Raw genomic sequence first — 17,507 nt, forward strand, 5'->3', positions numbered from 1 at the left:
CGGTGGCTACCTTCCGACCAGGCCGGTGCGGTTGATGAGGGTGTCGAGCATCGAGTCGATGGCCGTCAGCACGCGGGCGGCACCTTCGTACGCGCGCTGGTAGGCCAGCATCGAGACGGTCTCTTCGTCGGTGTCGACGCTGGCCTGCGAGAGCTGGCCGGCCTCCGCGGTCGCCCGGGACGACTCTGCCACGGCTGCGCGCGAGGCGGCAGAGGCCGTGCGCGACCCGATCTCGACGACGGACTTGCTCCACAGGGCGTTGGGGCCCGACGTCGAGTTGGCGAGGTCCGCGATGGAGGCTCCGACCGAGCCGTCGAGGGCGCCGCCGGTCTGGGTGGCCACCGCGACGAGCGAGGGGTCGGTGATCGCGACGGAGAGGCCGAGCGCCGCGGGACGGGTCGGGTCGAACGTGAAGAACTCGTTCCCGGTGCTGCCGACCGTGGCCGGCGGCGTCGGGATCGTGTAGGCGGCGACGTGCGCCGCGTTGACCTGGTCGTGCAGCGTGGTCGCGAGCTCGTCGTAGCGCGCGGCGGCCTCGGTGAGGATGCCGCCGGTGTGGGTCGTCGCGTCCGGGGGAGCGAGGACGGAGATCAGGCCGGCCACGCGACCGCCGTCGAGGGCGGCGGAGCGGCCGGGGTGCTCGGCCCACTCGACCTCGACGGCGACACCGGCGACCGGCGGCACGGTGGTGCCCGTGGCCGCGGCGAACGTCTGGGCGCCCGTGACTGCGAGCGGGTGCGCGTGGACACCGGAGACGAGCGGGTTCCCGCCGACGAGCACGTTCATCTGCCCGTTGGGCTGCAGGGCGATGGAGGCGCCGACCGTCGACGACAGCTGCGTGATCAGCTGGTCGCGCTGGTCCATGAGCTCGGCGGCCGATCCGCCGCTGTTGGTGATGTCGAGGATCCGGCCGTTCAGGTCCGCGACGCTCGCCGCGGTGGTGTTGACCTGGTCGACGAGCGCGACGGTGGTGGACCGCGCCTGGGTCCACTGCGTGTCGGCCGCCTGGTAGAGGGTGGCGATCCGGTCGACGACCGCGTTCGCCTGGTTGAGCAGGACCGCGCGGGCGGAGTCCTTGTCGGGCGTGTTGGCGACGTCGCCCCAGGCGCTCCACATGGTGGAGAGCTGGTTGGCGAGGCCGTCCTTGCCGGGTTCGCCGATGCTGCCCTCGAGGGTCGCGTAGGCGTCGGCGCGGGCCTTGAGGAAGGACGCGCCCGACGTCTGCGTGCGCACGCGGGCGTCGAGGAACACGTCGGCCAGCCGGTCGATGCCGGTGACGCGGACGCCCTGCCCCGGGCCGTCGTTCGTCGCGAACATCGACGCGACGTTGGAGGAGGGCAGAGCTGCGGTGGTGGCGCGCTGACGGGTGTAGCCGACGGTGTTCGCGTTGGCCACGTTCTGGCCGGCGACGTCGAGGCCCTGCCGTTGCGCGATCAGCGAGCTGAGCGCTGTGCCGAGTCCGGAGAAGGTGCTCACAGTGGTTTCCTTGCCTCAGAACGAGCGGTCGACGAGCTGGGCCGCCGCGCGTGACGGGGCGGCGTGGCCGGACCCGTCGTAGGTGTGGACGTCGTGGAGGGACAGGAGGGTCTCCTGGGTGGCCCGGTGCGACATCGCGAGCAGCTCGCGGTTGCCGTCGGCCAGCTGGGAGATCTCCGTGGTGAGGGAGGCGAAGGCATCACGGTGGGCGCGCAGCAGCTCGTCCCAGGGCTCGGGCGCTGCGTCGGCGAGCTCGGCCAGGCTCGCGCCCGGCTCGAGCCCGAACAGGCGGGCGACCTCGTCGGCCTCCACGGCGCGTCCGAGCTCTGCGTCACGGATCTCCTCGAGCACGGCCTCCACCTCGCGGGTGGCGTGGCCGAGCCAACGGCTGCGTCCGCTGGTGAGGATCATCTGCTCCTCCTCCAGCTTGAACAGCAGGAGCTCCAGCAGGTTCCGCTCGCGCCACAGCACGTCGGACAGCTGCGTCAGTGACATGGTCCGGTTCCCTTCCTTCCTCGACCCCGTTCGGGCCCGAGGTGCCTCTGCAGCCTCCTATCGGACGGCACCCCCTCGGTTGTGATGAATCTGAGACCACGAGTTCTGTCACGAGACGTCCGGAATGCCGTGGACTGCCGTTTCCAGAGTCTCAGGGACCGCTCTCTCTATGACTTTCACCGCGCATTTGTGCGGATGTCCGAATCGCCCGAGCTGGCAAATGTGATCTACGTCACACCCCTTCCGACCTGGGTGCAAACACCCACCGTGAAGTTCCGCGTGATCACCGGGGAAACTCGGGAAAGGGCTTCCCCGGAGCCGCGCGGTCAATTGGTATCTGCTGCGAACAAATCCTCAAGGCCCGGTGGCGAGACGCCGACCGACTCCATGTGACCAAGCAGACTCCCTCCGTAGACGACCTCGTCCTCGCGAACATGCCCCTCGTCGGGTATGCCGTCAGTGAGCTCTTGCACCGGGTTCCGCCGTCGGTCTCCCGTGACGAGCTCATCTCCGCCGGGAGCCTCGCGCTCGTGCTGGCGGCCCGCGCGTACGACCCCACGACCGGCGTCCCGTTCGCTCGGTACGCCTCGCTGCGTATCCGCGGCGCGCTCGTCGACGAGCTGCGCTCGATGGACTGGGCGACGCGTGGTGCTCGTCAGAAGGTGCGCGAGCTGGCGACGACCTCCGAGCGCCTCACCGCCACCCTCGGCCGCTCGCCGAGCCGCGAGGAGCTCGCGGGCGCGCTCGGCACCGACGTCGCCGCGGTCGACCGCGCCAGCCAGGACGCCGCCCGCCGCGTCCTGTCCATGGACTCCAGCGACGTCCCCGTCGCCGAGCTGGTCCGTGACGGCTCCCCGAACCCCGAAGAGGTCCTGCTCTCCGACGAGCGCCTGCGCTGGCTGCGCGCCGCCGTGCAGACGCTCCCCGAGAAGCTGCGCGTCGTCGTCGACGGCATCTTCCTGCAGGACCGGTCCGTGGCAGACCTGGCCGACGAGCTCGGTGTCACCCAGTCCCGCATCAGCCAGCTGCGCACCGAGGCGCTGTCCCTCCTCAAGGACGGGCTGAACGCCGGCCTCGACCCCGACCTGGTCCCCGCGGCCGAGCGCCCCGAGGGTGTGGCCGAGCGTCGTCGCCAGAAGTACTTCGCAGCCGTCGCCGCTCGTGCGGCAATGGCGCCCATGGCGCCGCCGATGGCACCGCACGGAATCGTGCCCTCTCCGTTCCCCGCGTCGGCCGACGAGGCCGTCCGGGAGCGTGCGATGGCCGCCCAGCGGGCCGGCGAAGGCCACGCATACACGGCCTGACCTGGGCAGACGCTGTCGGTGACGGTGCGCAGAACCGGAGAAAAAAACTTCGGTCGCAATCCTTTAACACCGGCCGCCCCCGCCGATCAGAGGGTTGTGCCCATGGATGGGCAGCCCGACCCGAATCAAGGAAGAGGAAACCATCATGGGTCTCTCGATCAACCAGAACATCGCGGCGATCAACTCGTACCGCAACCTGAGCAACACCCAGAACGACCAGGCCAAGAGCCTCGAGAAGCTGTCGTCCGGCTTCCGCATCAACCGCGCAGCGGACGACGCGGCCGGCCTGGCCATCTCCGAGGGTCTGCGCTCGCAGGTCGGTGGCCTGAAGGTTGCCGCTCGCAACGCTCAGGACGGCGTCTCCGTCGTCCAGACCGCTGAGGGTGCCCTGACCGAGGTCCACTCCATCCTGCAGCGCGTTCGTGACCTGGCCGTCCAGGGCGCCAACGACTCGAACAACGTCGACGCTCGCAAGAACATCGACACCGAGGCCACGCAGCTCGTCGCCGAGCTGGACCGCATCTCCGGCTCGACGAACTTCAACGGCACCAAGCTCCTCGACGGCACCGCCGGCGGCGGCTCGGGCAAGCTGAACTTCCAGGTCGGCGCGGACGGCGACGCCAACTCGCAGATCACGGTCGACCTGTCGGGCGCGAACGTCAAGGCGATCGCGGCCAACCTCACGACCGGCGCGCTCGCCGTCGGTGGCACCACGTTCACCGTCGACGACGCGGGCATCAAGGCCGGCGGCGCCCAGTCCTTCAGCTTCACGTCCACGACGGCTGCCGGTTCGGTCTCCACCGTCAAGGTGGACCTCACCGCAGCTCAGACGGCCGGCATCACCAACATCCAGGACTTCGCCGACAAGCTGTCCGGTGACACGAACTTCAACTCGAAGTTCTCCGTCTCGGTCATCAAGGACGCGAACGGTGCCGCCACCGGCGTCTCCGTCAAGGCCCTTGACGGTGGCGACGTGGACGTCACGGACCCCGACGCCGGCGGCCTGGTCACCGGTGGCACGCAGGTCGCGAACACCCAGGCCGGCATCGACTTCTCCTCGGCTTCTGCCGCGCAGGCGTCGATCACGCTGATCGACCAGCAGATCAAGAACGTCTCGACCGCTCGCGCCAACCTCGGTGCGATGCAGAACCGCTTCGAGCACACGATCAAGAACGTGAACGTCGCGGTGGAGAACCTGTCCGCGTCGGAGAGCCGGATCCGCGACACCGACATGGCGTCCGAGATGGTCAACTTCACCCGTTCGCAGATCCTGTCGCAGGCCGGCACGGCGATGCTCGCGCAGGCCAACCAGATCCCCCAGGGTGTGCTCTCGCTCCTGCGGTGACCTGACCGGTAACGGAGGCAACCCCTCCTGAGCCACGCACGACCCACCGGTGGCGGGCTGTCGTCACGACGCCCGCCACCGGTGTTCCATCTCCGGCCGACCCCGGCCGCACTGCGGTACCTCGCACCTCTCGAACGGACGACAGCTCATGGGTTCTATGGGAATCGACGGCCTCATCAGCGGCCTCGACACGACGTCCCTCATCAACTCGTTGATGCAGGCGGAGGCCGCCCCGCAGACCCTGCTGAAGTCGAAGCAGTCGAGCACCACCACCATGGTCTCGGCGCTCCAGTCGCTGAACACCAAGGTCGCCTCGCTCGCCGAGGCAGCCACCAAGGCCGCGACCGCCGCCTCGTGGGGCGCGACGAAGGCCACCACGTCGGCCACGTCCGTCACGGCGAGCACCACGAACGTGGCCCAGGCCACGGCGCTCACGTTCCAGGTGGACAAGGTCGCCCAGAACCAGATCTCGCTGTCCGACGCCTTCACGAGCCCGACCGCGCTGACCAAGGGCGCCTCGACCGTCACCATCAAGGTCGGCAACACCCTGACGGAGGTCGCGGTCGGCACCGACCCCGCCGCCTTCGCCAAGGCGATCTCGGGCTCGGACGCCGGCGTCAACGCCGTCGCCGTGACGGTCGGCACCGACACGCGTCTGCAGCTGACGGGCAAGAGCACCGGCAAGGACGCCGCGTTCACCGTCTACGCCGGCACCAAGGCCGACGTCGAGGCCGAGCTCGCCCTCGGGACCGCCACGAAGATCGACCTCATCGACTCGCGGGTCGCGCAGGACGCTCAGGTCACCCTGTGGCCCGGCAGCGTCGGCCAGGTGGTGACCTCGAAGAGCAACACCTTCTCGGACGTCCTGTCCGGAACCTCGTTCACGGTGTCCAAGGTCGAGGCGGACCCCGTCACGCTGACCGTCGCCCGCGACACGGCCGCGCTCACCTCGCTCGCCTCCGGGCTCGTCGGCTCCCTCGGCGTCGTCATCTCCGAGATCTCGTCGCGGACCTCGACCACGACCTCGACGGACGCCGACGGCCACACGGTCGTCAAGGGTGGCCTGTTCTCCGGCGACAGCGCTGTCCGCCAGCTCCAGACGGCCGTGTCGAGCGCCGCCTCCTACCCGATCGACGGGATCTCGCCGTCCTCCGTCGGCATCGTCGTCGGCAGCGACGGCACGTTCACGTTCGACTCCGCGAAGTTCGCCGCCGCGCTCGACAAGGACCCTGCGCAGGTGCAGAAGGTCGTCGCCGGCATCGCGAAGCGCGTGGCCGACGTGGCCAAGGGCACCAGCGACTCCATCAGCGGCACGCTCACCCTGAAGATCACGGGTCAGCAGAAGGAGCTGACGGGCCTCAACGACCAGATCGAGGACTGGGACCGGCGCCTCGCGCTGCGTCGCGAGTCGCTGCAGACCACCTACTCCAACCTCGAGGTCACGCTCTCGGGGCTCAAGTCGCAGTCGTCCTGGCTCTCCGGCCAGCTCGCGGCCCTCGGCTGACCTCGTCGTTCCCACCACTCGTTCCCGACCCCACTGAAGAGGACACCCTCATGCACAGCGTCCGTTCGCAGTACGTGGCCTCCGCGGTCGCGACGGTCGGCCCCGCACGCCTGCTCACCATGCTGTACGAACGCATGCTCCTCGACGTCGACCGCGCCGTCGGCTGCCTGCGCGCCGGTGACCGCGTCGAGGGCACCCAGCACCTCGCGCACGCCCAGGAGATCGTCGCCGAGCTCATGGTCAGCCTGCAGGTCGAGGCCTGGGAGGGTGGCGCGCAGCTCATGTCGATCTACCAGTACCTGCTCGCCGAGCTCATCGAGTCCGGTGTCAAGGGTGACGCCGACCGTGCAGTGGCCTGCCGCGACCTCATCATGCCGTTGGCCGAGGCCTGGCAGGACGCGGCCGACGGGCTCGCGCGCTCCGCGTCGACCCCCGCTGGCAGCATGCCGACCCGCGACGACGCGATGACCGCCGGCCTGCTCGGCGTCGGCTGACATGTCTCCCGCGAGCGCCGGAGCCAGGGCGCGAGCCACGACGGGGGGCACCATCTCCGACGCCGACGTCGCATGGATCGCCGCCTGGTCGAACGCGCTCGACGCGCTCGAGCTCGACGTCGACTCCGCCGACGAGCTGCTCCGCACCGCGCACCTGACGTCCGTGCAGGACGTGGCGCGGGCCTCCGCCTGGCAACCCCCGCAGGACCTGGGCCCGCTGCCCGCCTCGCTCGAGGTTCGTGCCCGCGCCCTGCTGCGCCGGCAGCTCGAGACGTCCCGCCGGGTCGGCCAGGCCGTGGTGGTCAGCCGCCGCCAGCTCGCGGCCACCCGGGCGCTGAGCTTCCGTGACCCGGAGGCCGCCGTCTACTTCGACGACGAGGTCTGACCGGCGCGTCTGCGCCAGGCGACGCACGACCGACGCACCGCCGACGCACGACCGACGCACCGCCGACGCACGACCGACGCACCGCCGACGCACGACCGACGCACCGCCGACGCACGACCGACGCACCGCCGTGCGCCGCCGGACGGGTGAATGAGAGCCCGAAGCAGGTTTCTCCTACAAACCCCGGCCCCCCGGCCGATGGATCGACTTGAGCACGGATCGCTCATGCAGCAGGCCAAGGATCGGCCGATACGCACTTCTCTTCGGTGGGGTGGACCCTTCGCATGTTCGATTCCGTGAGCTCTGTCGCGCTCCACAGCGCGCTCGACGGCCTGGCCCTGCGCCAGCGCGTCATCGCTGACAACGTCGCGAACATCCAGACCCCCGGCTACCACGCCAAGAAGGTGTCGTTCGAGGACGAGCTGTCCAAGGCGGTGAGCCACGGCAACGGTGCCGTCTCGGCACACGTCGCCCGCTCCCTCGAGCCCACCCGCGAAGACGGGAACAACGTCAATCTCGACGAGGAGACCCTGTTGAACGTCGACACCAACCTCCGCTTCCAGCTGGCCTCCCAGGCGATGTCGAACGAGTTCTCGTCCGTGCGCGCCGCGATGCGGACGAACTGATGACCATCTTCGGCGCGATCGGCATCGCGAGCACCGGCCTGACCGTCCACCGCAAGTGGCTCGACGCGGTCAGCGACAACCTGGCGAACGCCAACACCGTCCGTTCCACGAGCGAGTCGGCCTTCCAGCAGAAGTACGTGATCGCCCAGGAGATGACCGGCGGCGACGGCGGCGTCCAGGTCGCGGGCGTCCTCGAGGGCAGCGCTGAGGGGCGGCTCGTCTACGAGCCGGACCACCCGCTCGCCGACAAGGACGGCTACGTGCGCTACCCCGACATCGACATGTCGAGCCAGATGACCCAGCTGATCATGGCCCAGCGCGGCTACCAGGCGAACGCCGCCGTGGTGGACCGCGCCAAGGAGACCTACCAGGCAGCCCTCCAGATCGGACGCAACTGATGACCATCCCCATCTCCGCGATCAGCGGTGTCACGTCCGTCGCCGCCCCGACGGCGCCCGTCGCTCCCGCCGCCACCGGTTCGACCTCCGGTGCGGGGTTCGCCAACATCCTCAGCGGCGTGGACAACCTGCAGCAGCTGCAGTCGACGACGAACGACCTCGCGGTCAAGGCCGTCACAGGTGACCTCACCGACGTGCACGACTACTCGATCGCGGCGGCCGAGTCGTCGACCGCGCTCGAGCTGACCGCCGCGGTGCGCAACAAGGCCGTCGAGGCGTTCAACGAGATCATGCGGATGCAGGGCTGATGCCCGCACAGCTCCAGGCGGTTCTCGACCGCCTCACGGGTGCCGTCAAGCAGTTCTCGATGGCACAGCGCACGCTCGGCATCATCGGCATCGCGGTCCTGGTGCTCGGTGCCGCGTTCTTCAGCAGCACCCTGAACAAGCCGACCCTGACGCCGCTGTTCACCAGCCTCTCGGGTGCTGACGCCAGCGCGATCGTGGACCAGCTCGCCTCGGACGGTGTGAAGTACGAGCTGACCGACGGCGGCTCCACGGTGATGGTGCCGGCCGACAAGCTGTACGGCGAGCGCATCAAGCTCGCTGCTGCCGGCCTGCCCACCAACGCCGACGGCGGCGGCTACTCGCTGCTCGACGACATGCCCATGACGGCCTCGGAGTTCGAGCAGCAGACCACCTACCAGCGCGCGCTCGAGGGCGAGCTGGCGAAGACGATCGGCGCGATCGACGGCGTCCAGGCCGCGACGGTCAAGCTCGCGGTCCCGGAGGACACCGTCTTCGTCGACAAGAAGGCCGACCCCACGGCGTCCGTGTTCGTGCGGACCGCGCCCGGCACGACCCTGAACCCCGGACAGGTGCAGTCGATCGTGCACCTCGTCTCGGCGGGCATCCCGGACATGGTGCCGACGGACGTCGCGGTCGTCGACTCGACCGGTCAGGTGCTGTCCACGGTCGGCGCCGGCGCCGGCGCCACGGGGAACGGACTGGCAGACCAGCAGACCACCGACTACGAGAACCGCGTCGGCACCGCCGTCCAGGCGCTGCTCGACCGCGTGGTGGGCGCCGGCAACGCCGCGGTCACCGTCAACGCGCAGCTCAACTACGACCAGACGTCGACCACCAAGGAGGAGTTCTCGGCCCCGTCGCCGAGCACCGCTCCTCTCGCCTCCTCGACCAAGACCGAGGAGTACAGCGGCGGCGCGGGCGCAGGAGCGACCGGCGTGCTCGGCCCGGACAACATCGCGGTGCCGAACGGCGGCGCAGCGGACGGCAGCGGCGCGTACAAGTCGACCAGCGAGGACGTCACCAACTCGGTGAACAAGTCCACCGAGACGACCACGGCGGCGCCCGGCGCCGTCAAGCGCCAGTCCGTCGCGGTCGCCGTGAACGCGGACGCCGCCCCCGGCCTCGACATGGCCAACCTGCAGGCGATGGTGGCGGCCGCGGCCGGTATCGACGCGACCCGCGGGGACACCATCGCGGTGCAGGCCATGGCGTTCGACACGACCGCCGCCAAGGCCGCGACGAAGGCGCTGGCACAGGCCGACGCCGACAAGAAGGCCGCCGCCCAGAACGCGCTGATGGAGAAGGCCGCGATCGGCGGGGCCGTCGTCATCGGCCTGATGATCCTGTTCATCGTCATCGCGTTCACCCGCCGCAACAGCCGCAAGGCTCGTCGCACGTCGCTCGACCTGGGTGAGCTCGCCGTGCTGAACGAGCGCGCAGAGCAGCTGGCGCTCGAGGCTGCCGAGATCGACGCGATGCCTGCCTTGCCGCCCGCCCCGCTGCCGCTGGCTCCGGACCCGGTCGCCATCAAGCGCGCCGAGATCGCCATGCTCGCGGAGGAGCAGCCCGACGAGGTCGCCGACCTGCTCCGCGGGTGGCTCGGCGAGTCGAGCAGGTCACGCCGATGAGCGCCCTGACCGGTACGCAGAAGGCCGCCATGCTCCTGCTCCAGCTGGGCAAGGACCGTGCCGCCAAGGTGATGGCCGAGCTCGACGTGGCCGAGATCGAGGAGCTCACGGCGGAGATCATGCGCCTGGAGCACGTCGAGCAGGTCATGGCCGACCAGGTGCTCGAGGAGTTCTACGCGGCCTCGGTGGTCGGGCCGGGCGTCGTCGGTGGCACCCTGCTGGCGCAGCACCTGCTGGTGTCCTCCCTCGGCGCCGAGCAGGCCGGCCTGATGATGGAGCGGCTGCAGACGAGCATGGCGGGCCAGCCGTTCGAGTTCCTCCAGCAGGCCGACCCCCGGCAGGTGCTCTCGCTCCTCAACGGCGAGCACCCGCAGGCCATCGCCCTCGTGCTCGCCCACCTGCGCCCGGAGCACGCGTCCTCGATCCTCGCCGGCCTCGAGAGGGACCTGCAGGGCGACGTCGCGCACCGCATCGCGCTCATGGAGCGCGCCTCGCCGGACGTCGTCGCGCTGATCGCGGAGTCGATGCAGCGCAAGGCGTCCACCGTGCTCGCACCCCGCGAGCTGGCCCCCGTCGGTGGTCTGCAGCCCCTCGTCGAGATCATCAACCGCGCCGACCCGACCACCGAGAAGCTCATCCTCGAGGGCCTGGAGGCGCGCGACGAGGAGCTGGCCGAGGAAGTCCGCAGCCGGATGTTCGTGTTCGGCGACATCGTCCTGCTCGAGGACCGTGCCATGCAGCTGGTGCTGCGTGCCGTGGAGACCAACCAGCTGTCGATCGCGCTCAAGGGTGTCAGCAACGAGGTCCGCGACACCGTGCTGCGCAACCTGTCCGAGCGCGCCCGCGACAACCTCGTCGAGGAGATCGACATGCTCGGCCCGGTGCGTCTCTCGCAGGTCGAGGACGCCCGCGCGGAGATCGTCCAGTCGATCCGCCGGCTCGAGGAAGCCGGCCAGATCGTGCTGCGTCGCGACGGAGAGGACGAGTACGTTGCGTGACGGTCTGGTGGTCGGACTGACGACCATGGATGCTGCGACGACGCGAGCACGCTCGGGCTTCGTGCCCGGCGGGTTCGGCGTCGTGCCGCCGGCGTCCGGCGCGCCCGATGCGTTCCGACCGTCTGAGCTGCGGGCTGTCGAGCTGAGCGACGACGTCCGCGACAGCGCGCACGCGGTGGGCTTCGCGGCCGGCTTCGCCGCGGGCGCCCGTGAGTCCGCCGCGGTCGCCGCTGTGGAAGCAGCCCGGGCCGCTACCGAGCGTGCCGAGCAGGCCGCCACGGCGGGTGCACTGCTCGGCCAGGCGCTCGACGTGCTGGCGAGGGCCGCGGACGCCGCGTCGGCGCGGACCGCTCTCGTGCTCCACGACGCCGAAGAGCTCCTGCACACCGAGGCCTTCGAGCTGGCGCGGGCCGTGCTCGGCGTCGAGCTGTCCGACCACGAGCAGTCCGCGCGCGCCGCGCTGGCTCGCGTGCTCTCCGCGCCGCGCTCGGCCGAGGCCGTCACCGTGCACCTCAGCCCGCGTGACCTCGAGACGTTGGACAGCATCGGCGTCGACGACCTCCCGGACGGCGTCCGGCTCGTCGCGGACCCGTCGCTGGCTCCCGGCGACGCGCTCGCGGTGCACCCCGACGGCTACCTGGATGCCCGGATCGGGGCCGCCCTCGAGCGGGCGCGGGCCGCGCTGGCAGGGGAGCTGGCATGACGACCCTCCTGGAAGACGCACCCCGCAGCCGCTGGAGCGCCGCCCTCGCGGCGGTGACCCCCGAGGTCGTCGGCACCGTCCGCACGGTCGTCGGGCTCTCGATCGACGTGGCCGGCACGGACGCCGCGCTCGGCGAGCTCGTGCGCATCGGCGACGGTCCGGACGACTCGGTGCTCGCGGAGGTCGTCGCGACCGCCGACGGCACCGTCCGCTGCATGCCGCTCGGTCACACCCACGGGCTCCGCGCCGGGATGGACGCGCGCCCGTTGGGCCGCTCGCTCCACGTCCCCGTCGGCACCGGGCTGCTCGGCCGCGTCATCGACGGCCTGGGTCGGCCGATCGACGGCCTGGGCCCGTTGCGCGCGGACGCGTGGGTCCCGATGGACGGGCGTGCTCCGCACCCGCTCGACAGGGCCCGCGTCGACACCCCGCTCGACCTGGGCGTCCGGGTCATGGACACCCTGATCACGGTCGGCCGCGGCCAGCGCATGGGCCTGTTCGCCGGGTCCGGCGTCGGCAAGTCGAGCCTGCTGTCGATGATCGCGCGGGGGACCGACGCCGAGGTGTCCGTCATCGCGCTCGTCGGTGAGCGTGGTCGTGAGGTCCGCGAGTTCCTCGAGGACGACCTGGGCCCTGAGGGTCTGGCCCGTTCCGTGGTGGTCGTCGCGACCTCCGACGAGCCGCCGCTCGTCCGGCTGCGGTCGGCGTTCGTCGCCACCCGGATCGCGGAGCACCTGCGCGACAGCGGGGCGCACGCCGTGCTGATGATGGACTCGCTGACCCGCGTGGCGATGGCGCAGCGCGAGATCGGCCTGTCGGTCGGCGAACCGCCCGCGACCCGCGGCTACCCGCCGAGCACGTTCGCGCTGCTCGCGCAGCTCCTGGAGCGTGCCGGAACGGGCCGGACCGGCTCGGTCACCGGGCTCTACACCGTGCTCGTCGACGGCGACGACCACAACGAGCCGATCGCCGACGCCGCACGCTCGATCCTCGACGGGCACGTCGTGCTCGACCGGCGCCTCGCGGTGGCCGGCCACTTCCCGTCCGTCGACGCGCTGGCCTCGATCAGCCGCGTCGCCAACCGGGTGACCTCCGCAGACCAGCGCGCGTTGGCGTCACGCCTCCGTGCCGTGATGGCCGCGCGCCGCCAGGCACAGGACCTCATCGACGTCGGTGCGTACGTCGCCGGCTCCAACCCGCTCGTCGACGCGGCCGTCACGCACGGCAAGGCGATCGACGCGTTCCTGCGGCAGGGGATGGACGAGCCCGCTGCCAGTGCACAGTCGTGGGCGCACCTGGGTGCGCTCGTCGAGGCGTTGGGAGACGAGTCATGAGCAGGCCGTTCCCCCTCGCCGGCCTCCTGCGCCTGCGGACGCTGACCGAGGACCGTGCCGCGTCCGAGCTGGCCCTGGCCCGCCGCGACCAGGCCCGCGCCGAGCAGCGTGCCCGCGACACCGCGGAGCGCCTCAGCGGAGCGACCCTGCCCAGCGGGGACGACATGCTCGCCTTCCGCGCCGCGATCGCCGGCCGCGCGGCTCTCGGCTCGCTCCTGACGGAGCGTCGGATCGAGGTGGCCACCGCCGAGACCGTGTCCGACGAACGTGCCGAGACCTGGAGCGAGGCGCGCCAGCAGGTGCGCGCGCTCGAGCGCCTCGAAGAGCGGCACCAGGAGGCCGAGCGCCTCGAGGAGTCCCGCGCCGAGCAGAAGGTGCTCGACGAGATCGCCGGGCGCCGCGCGTCGGACGCCGGCTCGCAGAACGGGAGCGAGGGCTGATGACGAACGGGATCGCGGCCGTGCAGGCCCGCATCGGGGAGCTGCGGCAGCTCGTCGAGCCGCAGAGGACCCTGCCGACGACAACCTCCACGAAGGCGTCAGCGACGGCGTCCACCGCCACCTCGTTCACCGACGCGCTCGCGGCCCTCGGGCTGTCGGACACGGCGGTCCCGACGACCACGGCGTCCGCCGGCCCGACCGGCCAGTCGTTGATCGCCGCCGCCGAGAAGTACGTCGGCACGCCGTACGTCTGGGGCGGCGAGTCCCTGTCCGAGGGCGGCCTCGACTGCTCCGGGCTGGTGCAGCGCTCGCTCGCGGACATCGGCGTGACGGGCATCCCGCGCACCGCCCGCGAGCAGATGACGCTCGGCAGCGCCGTGCCCGACCTCGACCAGGCGCTGCCCGGAGACCTGCTGGTCTTCAACGGCGGCAGCCACATCGCCATCTACGTAGGAGACGGCAAGATGATCGACGCACCCAAGCCGGGCGGGCACGTGTCCGTCCGGGACGTGTACAAGACCCCGTCGGCGATCCGGCGCGTCCTGCCGCAGGAGACCGCCGCTCCTTCCGCTGGCACCCCCACGAGCGGGGTGACGAGCGCATCGGCCACAGCCAGTGCACAGCGCGCCACCCTCGAGGCGCTTCAGGCGATCGGCTCGACGTCGTCCGCCCCCGGCGGGTACGCCGCTCTCACCGCCGGAGCCGCCGCATGACCGGCGTCGGTGTGACCGCGCTGGCGGCTTCCGTCGGCCGCACGAGCAGCGTCCGTTCGTCCGCGGCCCCGGCCGACGACTTCGCCGACGTGCTGCAGCGGGTCTCCGTCAGCGAGCGCACCCCCGTGCGCGTGCCCACGCGTCCCGCTGCCGACGTCCACGCGCAGGCCGCTGCCGCTCAGCGCTCGATGGTGCGCGCCTCCGACAAGGCGCTGGCGTCCGACAAGGCGCTCGCCCGATCGGCCGAGCGGTCCCGCACGGCGCAGACCCCGGCCGACGAGCCCGCCGCCAGGCCGGCCGACAAGGACACGTCTGTCGACACGCCTGTCGACACGTCTGCGGACCGGCCTGCGGCCGCGAACGTGGACAAGGCTGCGGACACGGCCGCCGACAAGGCCGCCGCGGACGGTGCAGCTGCCGGGAAGGCTCCCGAACACCTGGCTTCCGACACGGCCGACGCGACCATGACAGCCGCGACGACGGTGCCGGGGTCGACGACCGACACCACGCCGGGCGGATCGACGGCGAACCTGGTCCCGACCCTGCCGAGCGCGGACGCGACGGCGCTCGCCGCGTCCGCGGTCGCGACGGCGGGTCTCCCCGTGACGACCGCCGCCGCCGCTCCCACCGACTCGTCCCGCGCCGACCAGCCGGCCGCTGCAGTGCCCGCGGCCCCCGACGCCGCACGGCCGGCCGTTCAGGCTGTCGTCGCGACGACAGCCTCGCCGGCCACCTCGACCGGCGCGGTTCTCGGCACGCTCACGCCGCCGGCCGACCCGGCGTCTGCGGCGGTCCCGGCACCGACCGCCGCGACGGCGCCGACCACCGTGGCCGCAGACCCGTCGCCTGCTGCGCAGCGACCCGCCGGCACCGCGCAGACGGCTGCCGCTCCGGCGGACGCCGCCGCGCCGTCGTCGGCCCCCGCGACTCCGGTCGTCGACGTGACCACGGCGGCGCCGACGACCGCGGCCCCGACGCCGACCGTGCTCCCGTCGGGCGTGATCGCCGCGCCGCAGACGTCGGCTCCGACACAGGCCGCGGCGCCGGCCCCGGCCCCCGCGACCCCGAACGCCCCGACGCCTCCGCCTCTCGCGGAGCAGCTCGGGGCCCGACTGACCGCCCTGACCGGGCCGGGGGGATTGAGCCATGGACGGCACATCCTCACGGTCCCCGTCGACCCGGAGAACCTCGGTCCCGTGCGGATCGTGGCGCACATCAGCGCGACCTCGGTGCGGGTCGAGCTCGTCGGTTCCACCGACGCGTCCCGTGAGGCGCTCAAGGGCGCGCTCGCGGACCTGCGCAAGGACCTCGCGGCGAACGGGCTCACCGTCGACGTCGGCCCCGAGGGCCGATCCGACCAGCGTGGCTCGAACGGCGGCCTGACGGGCGCGTCCGACGGCGACCGCGGCTCCCGCAACGGCGGTGCCCCCCGGGGCTCGTCGGCAGTACCCGAGACCCTCACCACCCCGACCAGAGCCCGTATCGCGGGCGACCGGAGCCTCGACCTCGACCTCTGAGGCCCGGCCACCCCCACCAGTACGGAGGACAGATGACTACCCCGATCTCCACGTCGTTCGGCGTCAGCGCCGAAGCCAAGGCGGCGGCCGCGGCCAACAAGGCCAACGGCGAGCTCGACAAGGAAGCCTTCATGAACCTCCTGGTCGCGCAGCTGCGCAACCAGGACCCGTCCAGCCCCATGGACACCTCGCAGATGATGGCGCAGACCACCCAGCTGTCGACCATGGAGAAGCTCACCGAGCTCGCCGACACGCAGCGTGAGTCGTTCGCGCTGCAGATGCGCATGGCCGCCGCCTCCCTCGTGGGGCAGGAGGTCACCTGGACCGGCGACGACGGTGTGGACCGCACCGGCAGCGTCTCGAGCGTCTCCTACGCGGGCCCCGTGCCCCAGGTCCAGATCGGCGACGACGAGGTCGCCCTGGACGCCGTCTCCTCCGTCACTGCTTCGCCCACCTCCGCTCTTTCTGCCTGACCACCCCACCCGAAGGGAACTCACCATGCTCCGCTCACTCTTCTCCGGCATCAGCGGTCTGCGCAGCCACCAGACCATGCTCGACGTCACCGGCAACAACATCGCCAACGTCAACACCACCGGCTTCAAGTCGTCGCAGACGCAGTTCCAGGACACGCTGTCCCAGGTCCTGCAGAACGCGGGCGGCGCCCAGCAGGGCACCGGTGGCACCAACCCGGCGCAGGTCGGCCTCGGCGTGCGTGTCGCGGGCATCACCACCAACTTCACGCAGGGTGCCTCGCAGATCACCGGCCGCAGCACCGACATGATGATCCAGGGCGACGGCTTCTTCATGGTCCGCAAGGGCAGCGACCAGTTCTACACGCGTGCCGGGTCGTTCGACTTCGACGCGACCGGCCAGATGGTGCTCCCCGGTGAGGGTGCGCTCGTGCAGGGCTGGGCGGCCGTCAACGGCGTCGTCGACACCAACGGCCCGCTGTCCGACCTGCGCGTGCCCGCCGGCTCCCTCATGGCCGCGGTCGCGACGAGCACCGCGTCCTACGAGGGCAACCTGGACGCCGCCGCGCCGTCCACCCCGCCGACGGTCCTGCACCGCACGGTCGACGTCTTCGACGCGCTCGGCAACAGCCGCGAGCTGTCGCTCGACTTCACCAAGAACGCGACCGGCTGGAGCCTCGTCGCAGACGACGGCAGCGGCCCGGTCAACGTCGGCGCCCTGACGTTCGACCCCACCACGGGTGCGCTGCAGCCGCTCGCGACCGCGGGCGCCACGCCCACCTCGTTCGGCGTCAACGGCGTCGAGGTCGAGCTCGGTGCGCTCACCGGGTTCTCCGGCCTCGACACCGTCAAGGCCAAGACGCAGAACGGCCAGGCCGCCGGCACGCTGCAGTCGTTCGCCCTGGGTGCCGACGGCACGATCACCGGCGCGTTCAGCAACGGCCTGAAGCAGACCATCGGCCGCCTCGCGCTCGGCTCGTTCACCAACCCGTCCGGCCTGGAGAAGGCGGGCGGCTCGCTGTTCCGCACGTCGGTCAACTCCGGCAACGCCCAGGTCGGTGCCGCCGGCACCGGTGGCCGCGGCTCGCTCGCCGGTGGCGCGCTCGAGATGTCGAACGTCGACCTCTCCAGCGAGTTCACCAACCTGATCGTCGCCCAGCGCGGCTTCCAGGCGAACTCCCGCGTCATCACGACCTCCGACGAGGTCCTGCAGGAGCTGGTCAACCTCAAGCGCTGACGCCGCTGACCGAACGGCCGATGCCCGCACTGACGCGGGCATCGGCCGTTCGTGCGTCCGGGCATGATGCGCGGCGGCTCGGCGTCGAGACCCTCACGCTCGGCCGTCGCGATGCGCCATGCGTCGACCGGC

Annotated in this window: 19 protein-coding genes; 17 read left to right on the forward strand and 2 right to left on the reverse strand. The window is 71.5% G+C overall.

What is annotated here, in order from left to right; genetic code table 11:
* Nucleotides 1–6: 6 nt before the first annotated feature.
* Together flgK and flgN are read right to left on the reverse strand one after the other, a co-directional pair.
* Nucleotides 7–1,476, reverse strand: a complete 1,470-nt coding sequence (gene flgK, locus I847_RS0117445) for a flagellar hook-associated protein FlgK (protein WP_028050709.1) — start codon at nt 1,474–1,476, stop codon at nt 7–9.
* 15 nt (nt 1,477–1,491) lie between these two features.
* Nucleotides 1,492–1,971, reverse strand: coding sequence for a flagellar export chaperone FlgN (gene flgN, locus I847_RS0117450; protein WP_028050710.1), 480 nt, complete (start codon nt 1,969–1,971; stop codon nt 1,492–1,494).
* 389 nt (nt 1,972–2,360) lie between these two features.
* Here flgN and I847_RS24600 point away from each other — a divergent pair, with 389 nt between their 5' ends.
* The 17 genes from I847_RS24600 (at nt 2,361) to I847_RS0117535 (ending at nt 17,375) form a co-directional block, all read left to right on the forward strand.
* Nucleotides 2,361–3,275: a sigma-70 family RNA polymerase sigma factor gene (locus I847_RS24600; RefSeq protein WP_231384267.1), complete on the forward strand. Its 915-nt coding sequence runs from the start codon at nt 2,361–2,363 to the stop codon at nt 3,273–3,275.
* A gap of 145 nt (nt 3,276–3,420) precedes the next feature.
* Nucleotides 3,421–4,620 carry a flagellin gene (locus I847_RS0117460; protein ID WP_028050711.1) on the forward strand — a complete coding sequence of 400 codons (1,200 nt, stop codon included), beginning with the start codon at nt 3,421–3,423 and terminating at the stop codon, nt 4,618–4,620.
* 148 nt (nt 4,621–4,768) lie between these two features.
* Nucleotides 4,769–6,124 (forward strand): flagellar filament capping protein FliD, encoded by a 1,356-nt coding sequence (fliD, locus tag I847_RS0117465; RefSeq protein WP_028050712.1) that lies wholly within the window; start codon nt 4,769–4,771, stop codon nt 6,122–6,124.
* 50 nt (nt 6,125–6,174) lie between these two features.
* Nucleotides 6,175–6,618 (forward strand): flagellar export chaperone FliS, encoded by a 444-nt coding sequence (fliS, locus tag I847_RS0117470; protein WP_028050713.1) that lies wholly within the window; start codon nt 6,175–6,177, stop codon nt 6,616–6,618.
* 1 nt (nt 6,619) lies between these two features.
* Nucleotides 6,620–7,003 (forward strand): hypothetical protein, encoded by a 384-nt coding sequence (locus I847_RS24605; RefSeq protein WP_231384268.1) that lies wholly within the window; start codon nt 6,620–6,622, stop codon nt 7,001–7,003.
* Nucleotides 7,004–7,287: 284 nt separating this feature from the next.
* On the forward strand, nt 7,288–7,629 hold the full coding sequence (locus I847_RS0117480) for a flagellar basal body protein (protein ID WP_028050714.1): 342 nt from the start codon (nt 7,288–7,290) through the stop codon (nt 7,627–7,629).
* Nucleotides 7,629–8,027, forward strand: a complete 399-nt coding sequence (gene flgC, locus I847_RS0117485; RefSeq protein ID WP_028050715.1) for a flagellar basal body rod protein FlgC — start codon at nt 7,629–7,631, stop codon at nt 8,025–8,027. Before I847_RS0117480 ends, flgC begins: the two co-directional genes overlap by 1 nt.
* Entirely contained in the window at nt 8,027–8,335 is a 309-nt protein-coding gene (locus tag I847_RS0117490) for a flagellar hook-basal body complex protein FliE (RefSeq protein ID WP_028050716.1), read from the forward strand. Before flgC ends, I847_RS0117490 begins: the two co-directional genes overlap by 1 nt.
* The gene (gene fliF, locus I847_RS0117495) at nt 8,335–9,963 is read left to right on the forward strand and encodes a flagellar basal-body MS-ring/collar protein FliF (protein WP_028050717.1); all 1,629 of its coding nucleotides are present in this window, start codon (nt 8,335–8,337) and stop codon (nt 9,961–9,963) included. The genes I847_RS0117490 and fliF overlap by 1 nt, the downstream gene beginning before the upstream one ends.
* Complete coding sequence (gene fliG / locus I847_RS0117500) at nt 9,960–10,961, forward strand: flagellar motor switch protein FliG (RefSeq protein WP_028050718.1); 1,002 nt, start codon at nt 9,960–9,962, stop codon at nt 10,959–10,961. Before fliF ends, fliG begins: the two co-directional genes overlap by 4 nt.
* 7 nt (nt 10,962–10,968) lie before the next feature.
* Entirely contained in the window at nt 10,969–11,664 is a 696-nt protein-coding gene (locus tag I847_RS24610; RefSeq protein WP_051275029.1) for a FliH/SctL family protein, read from the forward strand.
* Nucleotides 11,661–12,998: a FliI/YscN family ATPase gene (locus tag I847_RS0117510; protein WP_028050719.1), complete on the forward strand. Its 1,338-nt coding sequence runs from the start codon at nt 11,661–11,663 to the stop codon at nt 12,996–12,998. Before I847_RS24610 ends, I847_RS0117510 begins: the two co-directional genes overlap by 4 nt.
* A complete protein-coding gene (locus I847_RS0117515; RefSeq protein WP_028050720.1) occupies nt 12,995–13,438 on the forward strand; it encodes a flagellar export protein FliJ in 444 nt (147 codons plus the stop codon). Before I847_RS0117510 ends, I847_RS0117515 begins: the two co-directional genes overlap by 4 nt.
* Nucleotides 13,438–14,151, forward strand: coding sequence for a C40 family peptidase (locus tag I847_RS24615; RefSeq protein ID WP_051275030.1), 714 nt, complete (start codon nt 13,438–13,440; stop codon nt 14,149–14,151). Before I847_RS0117515 ends, I847_RS24615 begins: the two co-directional genes overlap by 1 nt.
* The gene (locus I847_RS0117525; RefSeq protein ID WP_028050721.1) at nt 14,148–15,668 is read left to right on the forward strand and encodes a flagellar hook-length control protein FliK; all 1,521 of its coding nucleotides are present in this window, start codon (nt 14,148–14,150) and stop codon (nt 15,666–15,668) included. Before I847_RS24615 ends, I847_RS0117525 begins: the two co-directional genes overlap by 4 nt.
* A 32-nt stretch (nt 15,669–15,700) precedes the next feature.
* Nucleotides 15,701–16,141: a flagellar hook assembly protein FlgD gene (locus I847_RS0117530; protein ID WP_028050722.1), complete on the forward strand. Its 441-nt coding sequence runs from the start codon at nt 15,701–15,703 to the stop codon at nt 16,139–16,141.
* Between the two features lie 25 nt (nt 16,142–16,166).
* Complete coding sequence (locus tag I847_RS0117535) at nt 16,167–17,375, forward strand: flagellar hook protein FlgE (protein WP_028050723.1); 1,209 nt, start codon at nt 16,167–16,169, stop codon at nt 17,373–17,375.
* The last annotated feature ends 132 nt before the right edge of the window (nt 17,376–17,507 follow it).

The organism is Cellulomonas sp. URHD0024 (assembly GCF_000426185.1).
Classification (GTDB): Bacteria; Actinomycetota; Actinomycetes; order Actinomycetales; family Cellulomonadaceae; genus Cellulomonas.

Excerpts from the sequence above, each read along its gene's own strand:
- flgN (WP_028050710.1), bottom strand. The coding sequence starts at position 1,971 with ATGTCACTGACGCAGCTGTCCGACGTGCTGTGGCGCGAGCGGAACCTG.
- I847_RS0117460 (WP_028050711.1), top strand. The coding sequence starts at position 3,421 with ATGGGTCTCTCGATCAACCAGAACATCGCGGCGATCAACTCGTACCGC.
- fliD (WP_028050712.1), top strand. The coding sequence starts at position 4,769 with ATGGGTTCTATGGGAATCGACGGCCTCATCAGCGGCCTCGACACGACG.
- fliS (WP_028050713.1), top strand. The coding sequence starts at position 6,175 with ATGCACAGCGTCCGTTCGCAGTACGTGGCCTCCGCGGTCGCGACGGTC.
- I847_RS24605 (WP_231384268.1), top strand. The coding sequence starts at position 6,620 with ATGTCTCCCGCGAGCGCCGGAGCCAGGGCGCGAGCCACGACGGGGGGC.
- I847_RS0117480 (WP_028050714.1), top strand. The coding sequence starts at position 7,288 with ATGTTCGATTCCGTGAGCTCTGTCGCGCTCCACAGCGCGCTCGACGGC.
- flgC (WP_028050715.1), top strand. The coding sequence starts at position 7,629 with ATGACCATCTTCGGCGCGATCGGCATCGCGAGCACCGGCCTGACCGTC.
- I847_RS0117490 (WP_028050716.1), top strand. The coding sequence starts at position 8,027 with ATGACCATCCCCATCTCCGCGATCAGCGGTGTCACGTCCGTCGCCGCC.
- fliF (WP_028050717.1), top strand. The coding sequence starts at position 8,335 with ATGCCCGCACAGCTCCAGGCGGTTCTCGACCGCCTCACGGGTGCCGTC.
- fliG (WP_028050718.1), top strand. The coding sequence starts at position 9,960 with ATGAGCGCCCTGACCGGTACGCAGAAGGCCGCCATGCTCCTGCTCCAG.
- I847_RS0117510 (WP_028050719.1), top strand. The coding sequence starts at position 11,661 with ATGACGACCCTCCTGGAAGACGCACCCCGCAGCCGCTGGAGCGCCGCC.
- I847_RS0117515 (WP_028050720.1), top strand. The coding sequence starts at position 12,995 with ATGAGCAGGCCGTTCCCCCTCGCCGGCCTCCTGCGCCTGCGGACGCTG.
- I847_RS24615 (WP_051275030.1), top strand. The coding sequence starts at position 13,438 with ATGACGAACGGGATCGCGGCCGTGCAGGCCCGCATCGGGGAGCTGCGG.
- I847_RS0117525 (WP_028050721.1), top strand. The coding sequence starts at position 14,148 with ATGACCGGCGTCGGTGTGACCGCGCTGGCGGCTTCCGTCGGCCGCACG.
- I847_RS0117530 (WP_028050722.1), top strand. The coding sequence starts at position 15,701 with ATGACTACCCCGATCTCCACGTCGTTCGGCGTCAGCGCCGAAGCCAAG.
- I847_RS0117535 (WP_028050723.1), top strand. The coding sequence starts at position 16,167 with ATGCTCCGCTCACTCTTCTCCGGCATCAGCGGTCTGCGCAGCCACCAG.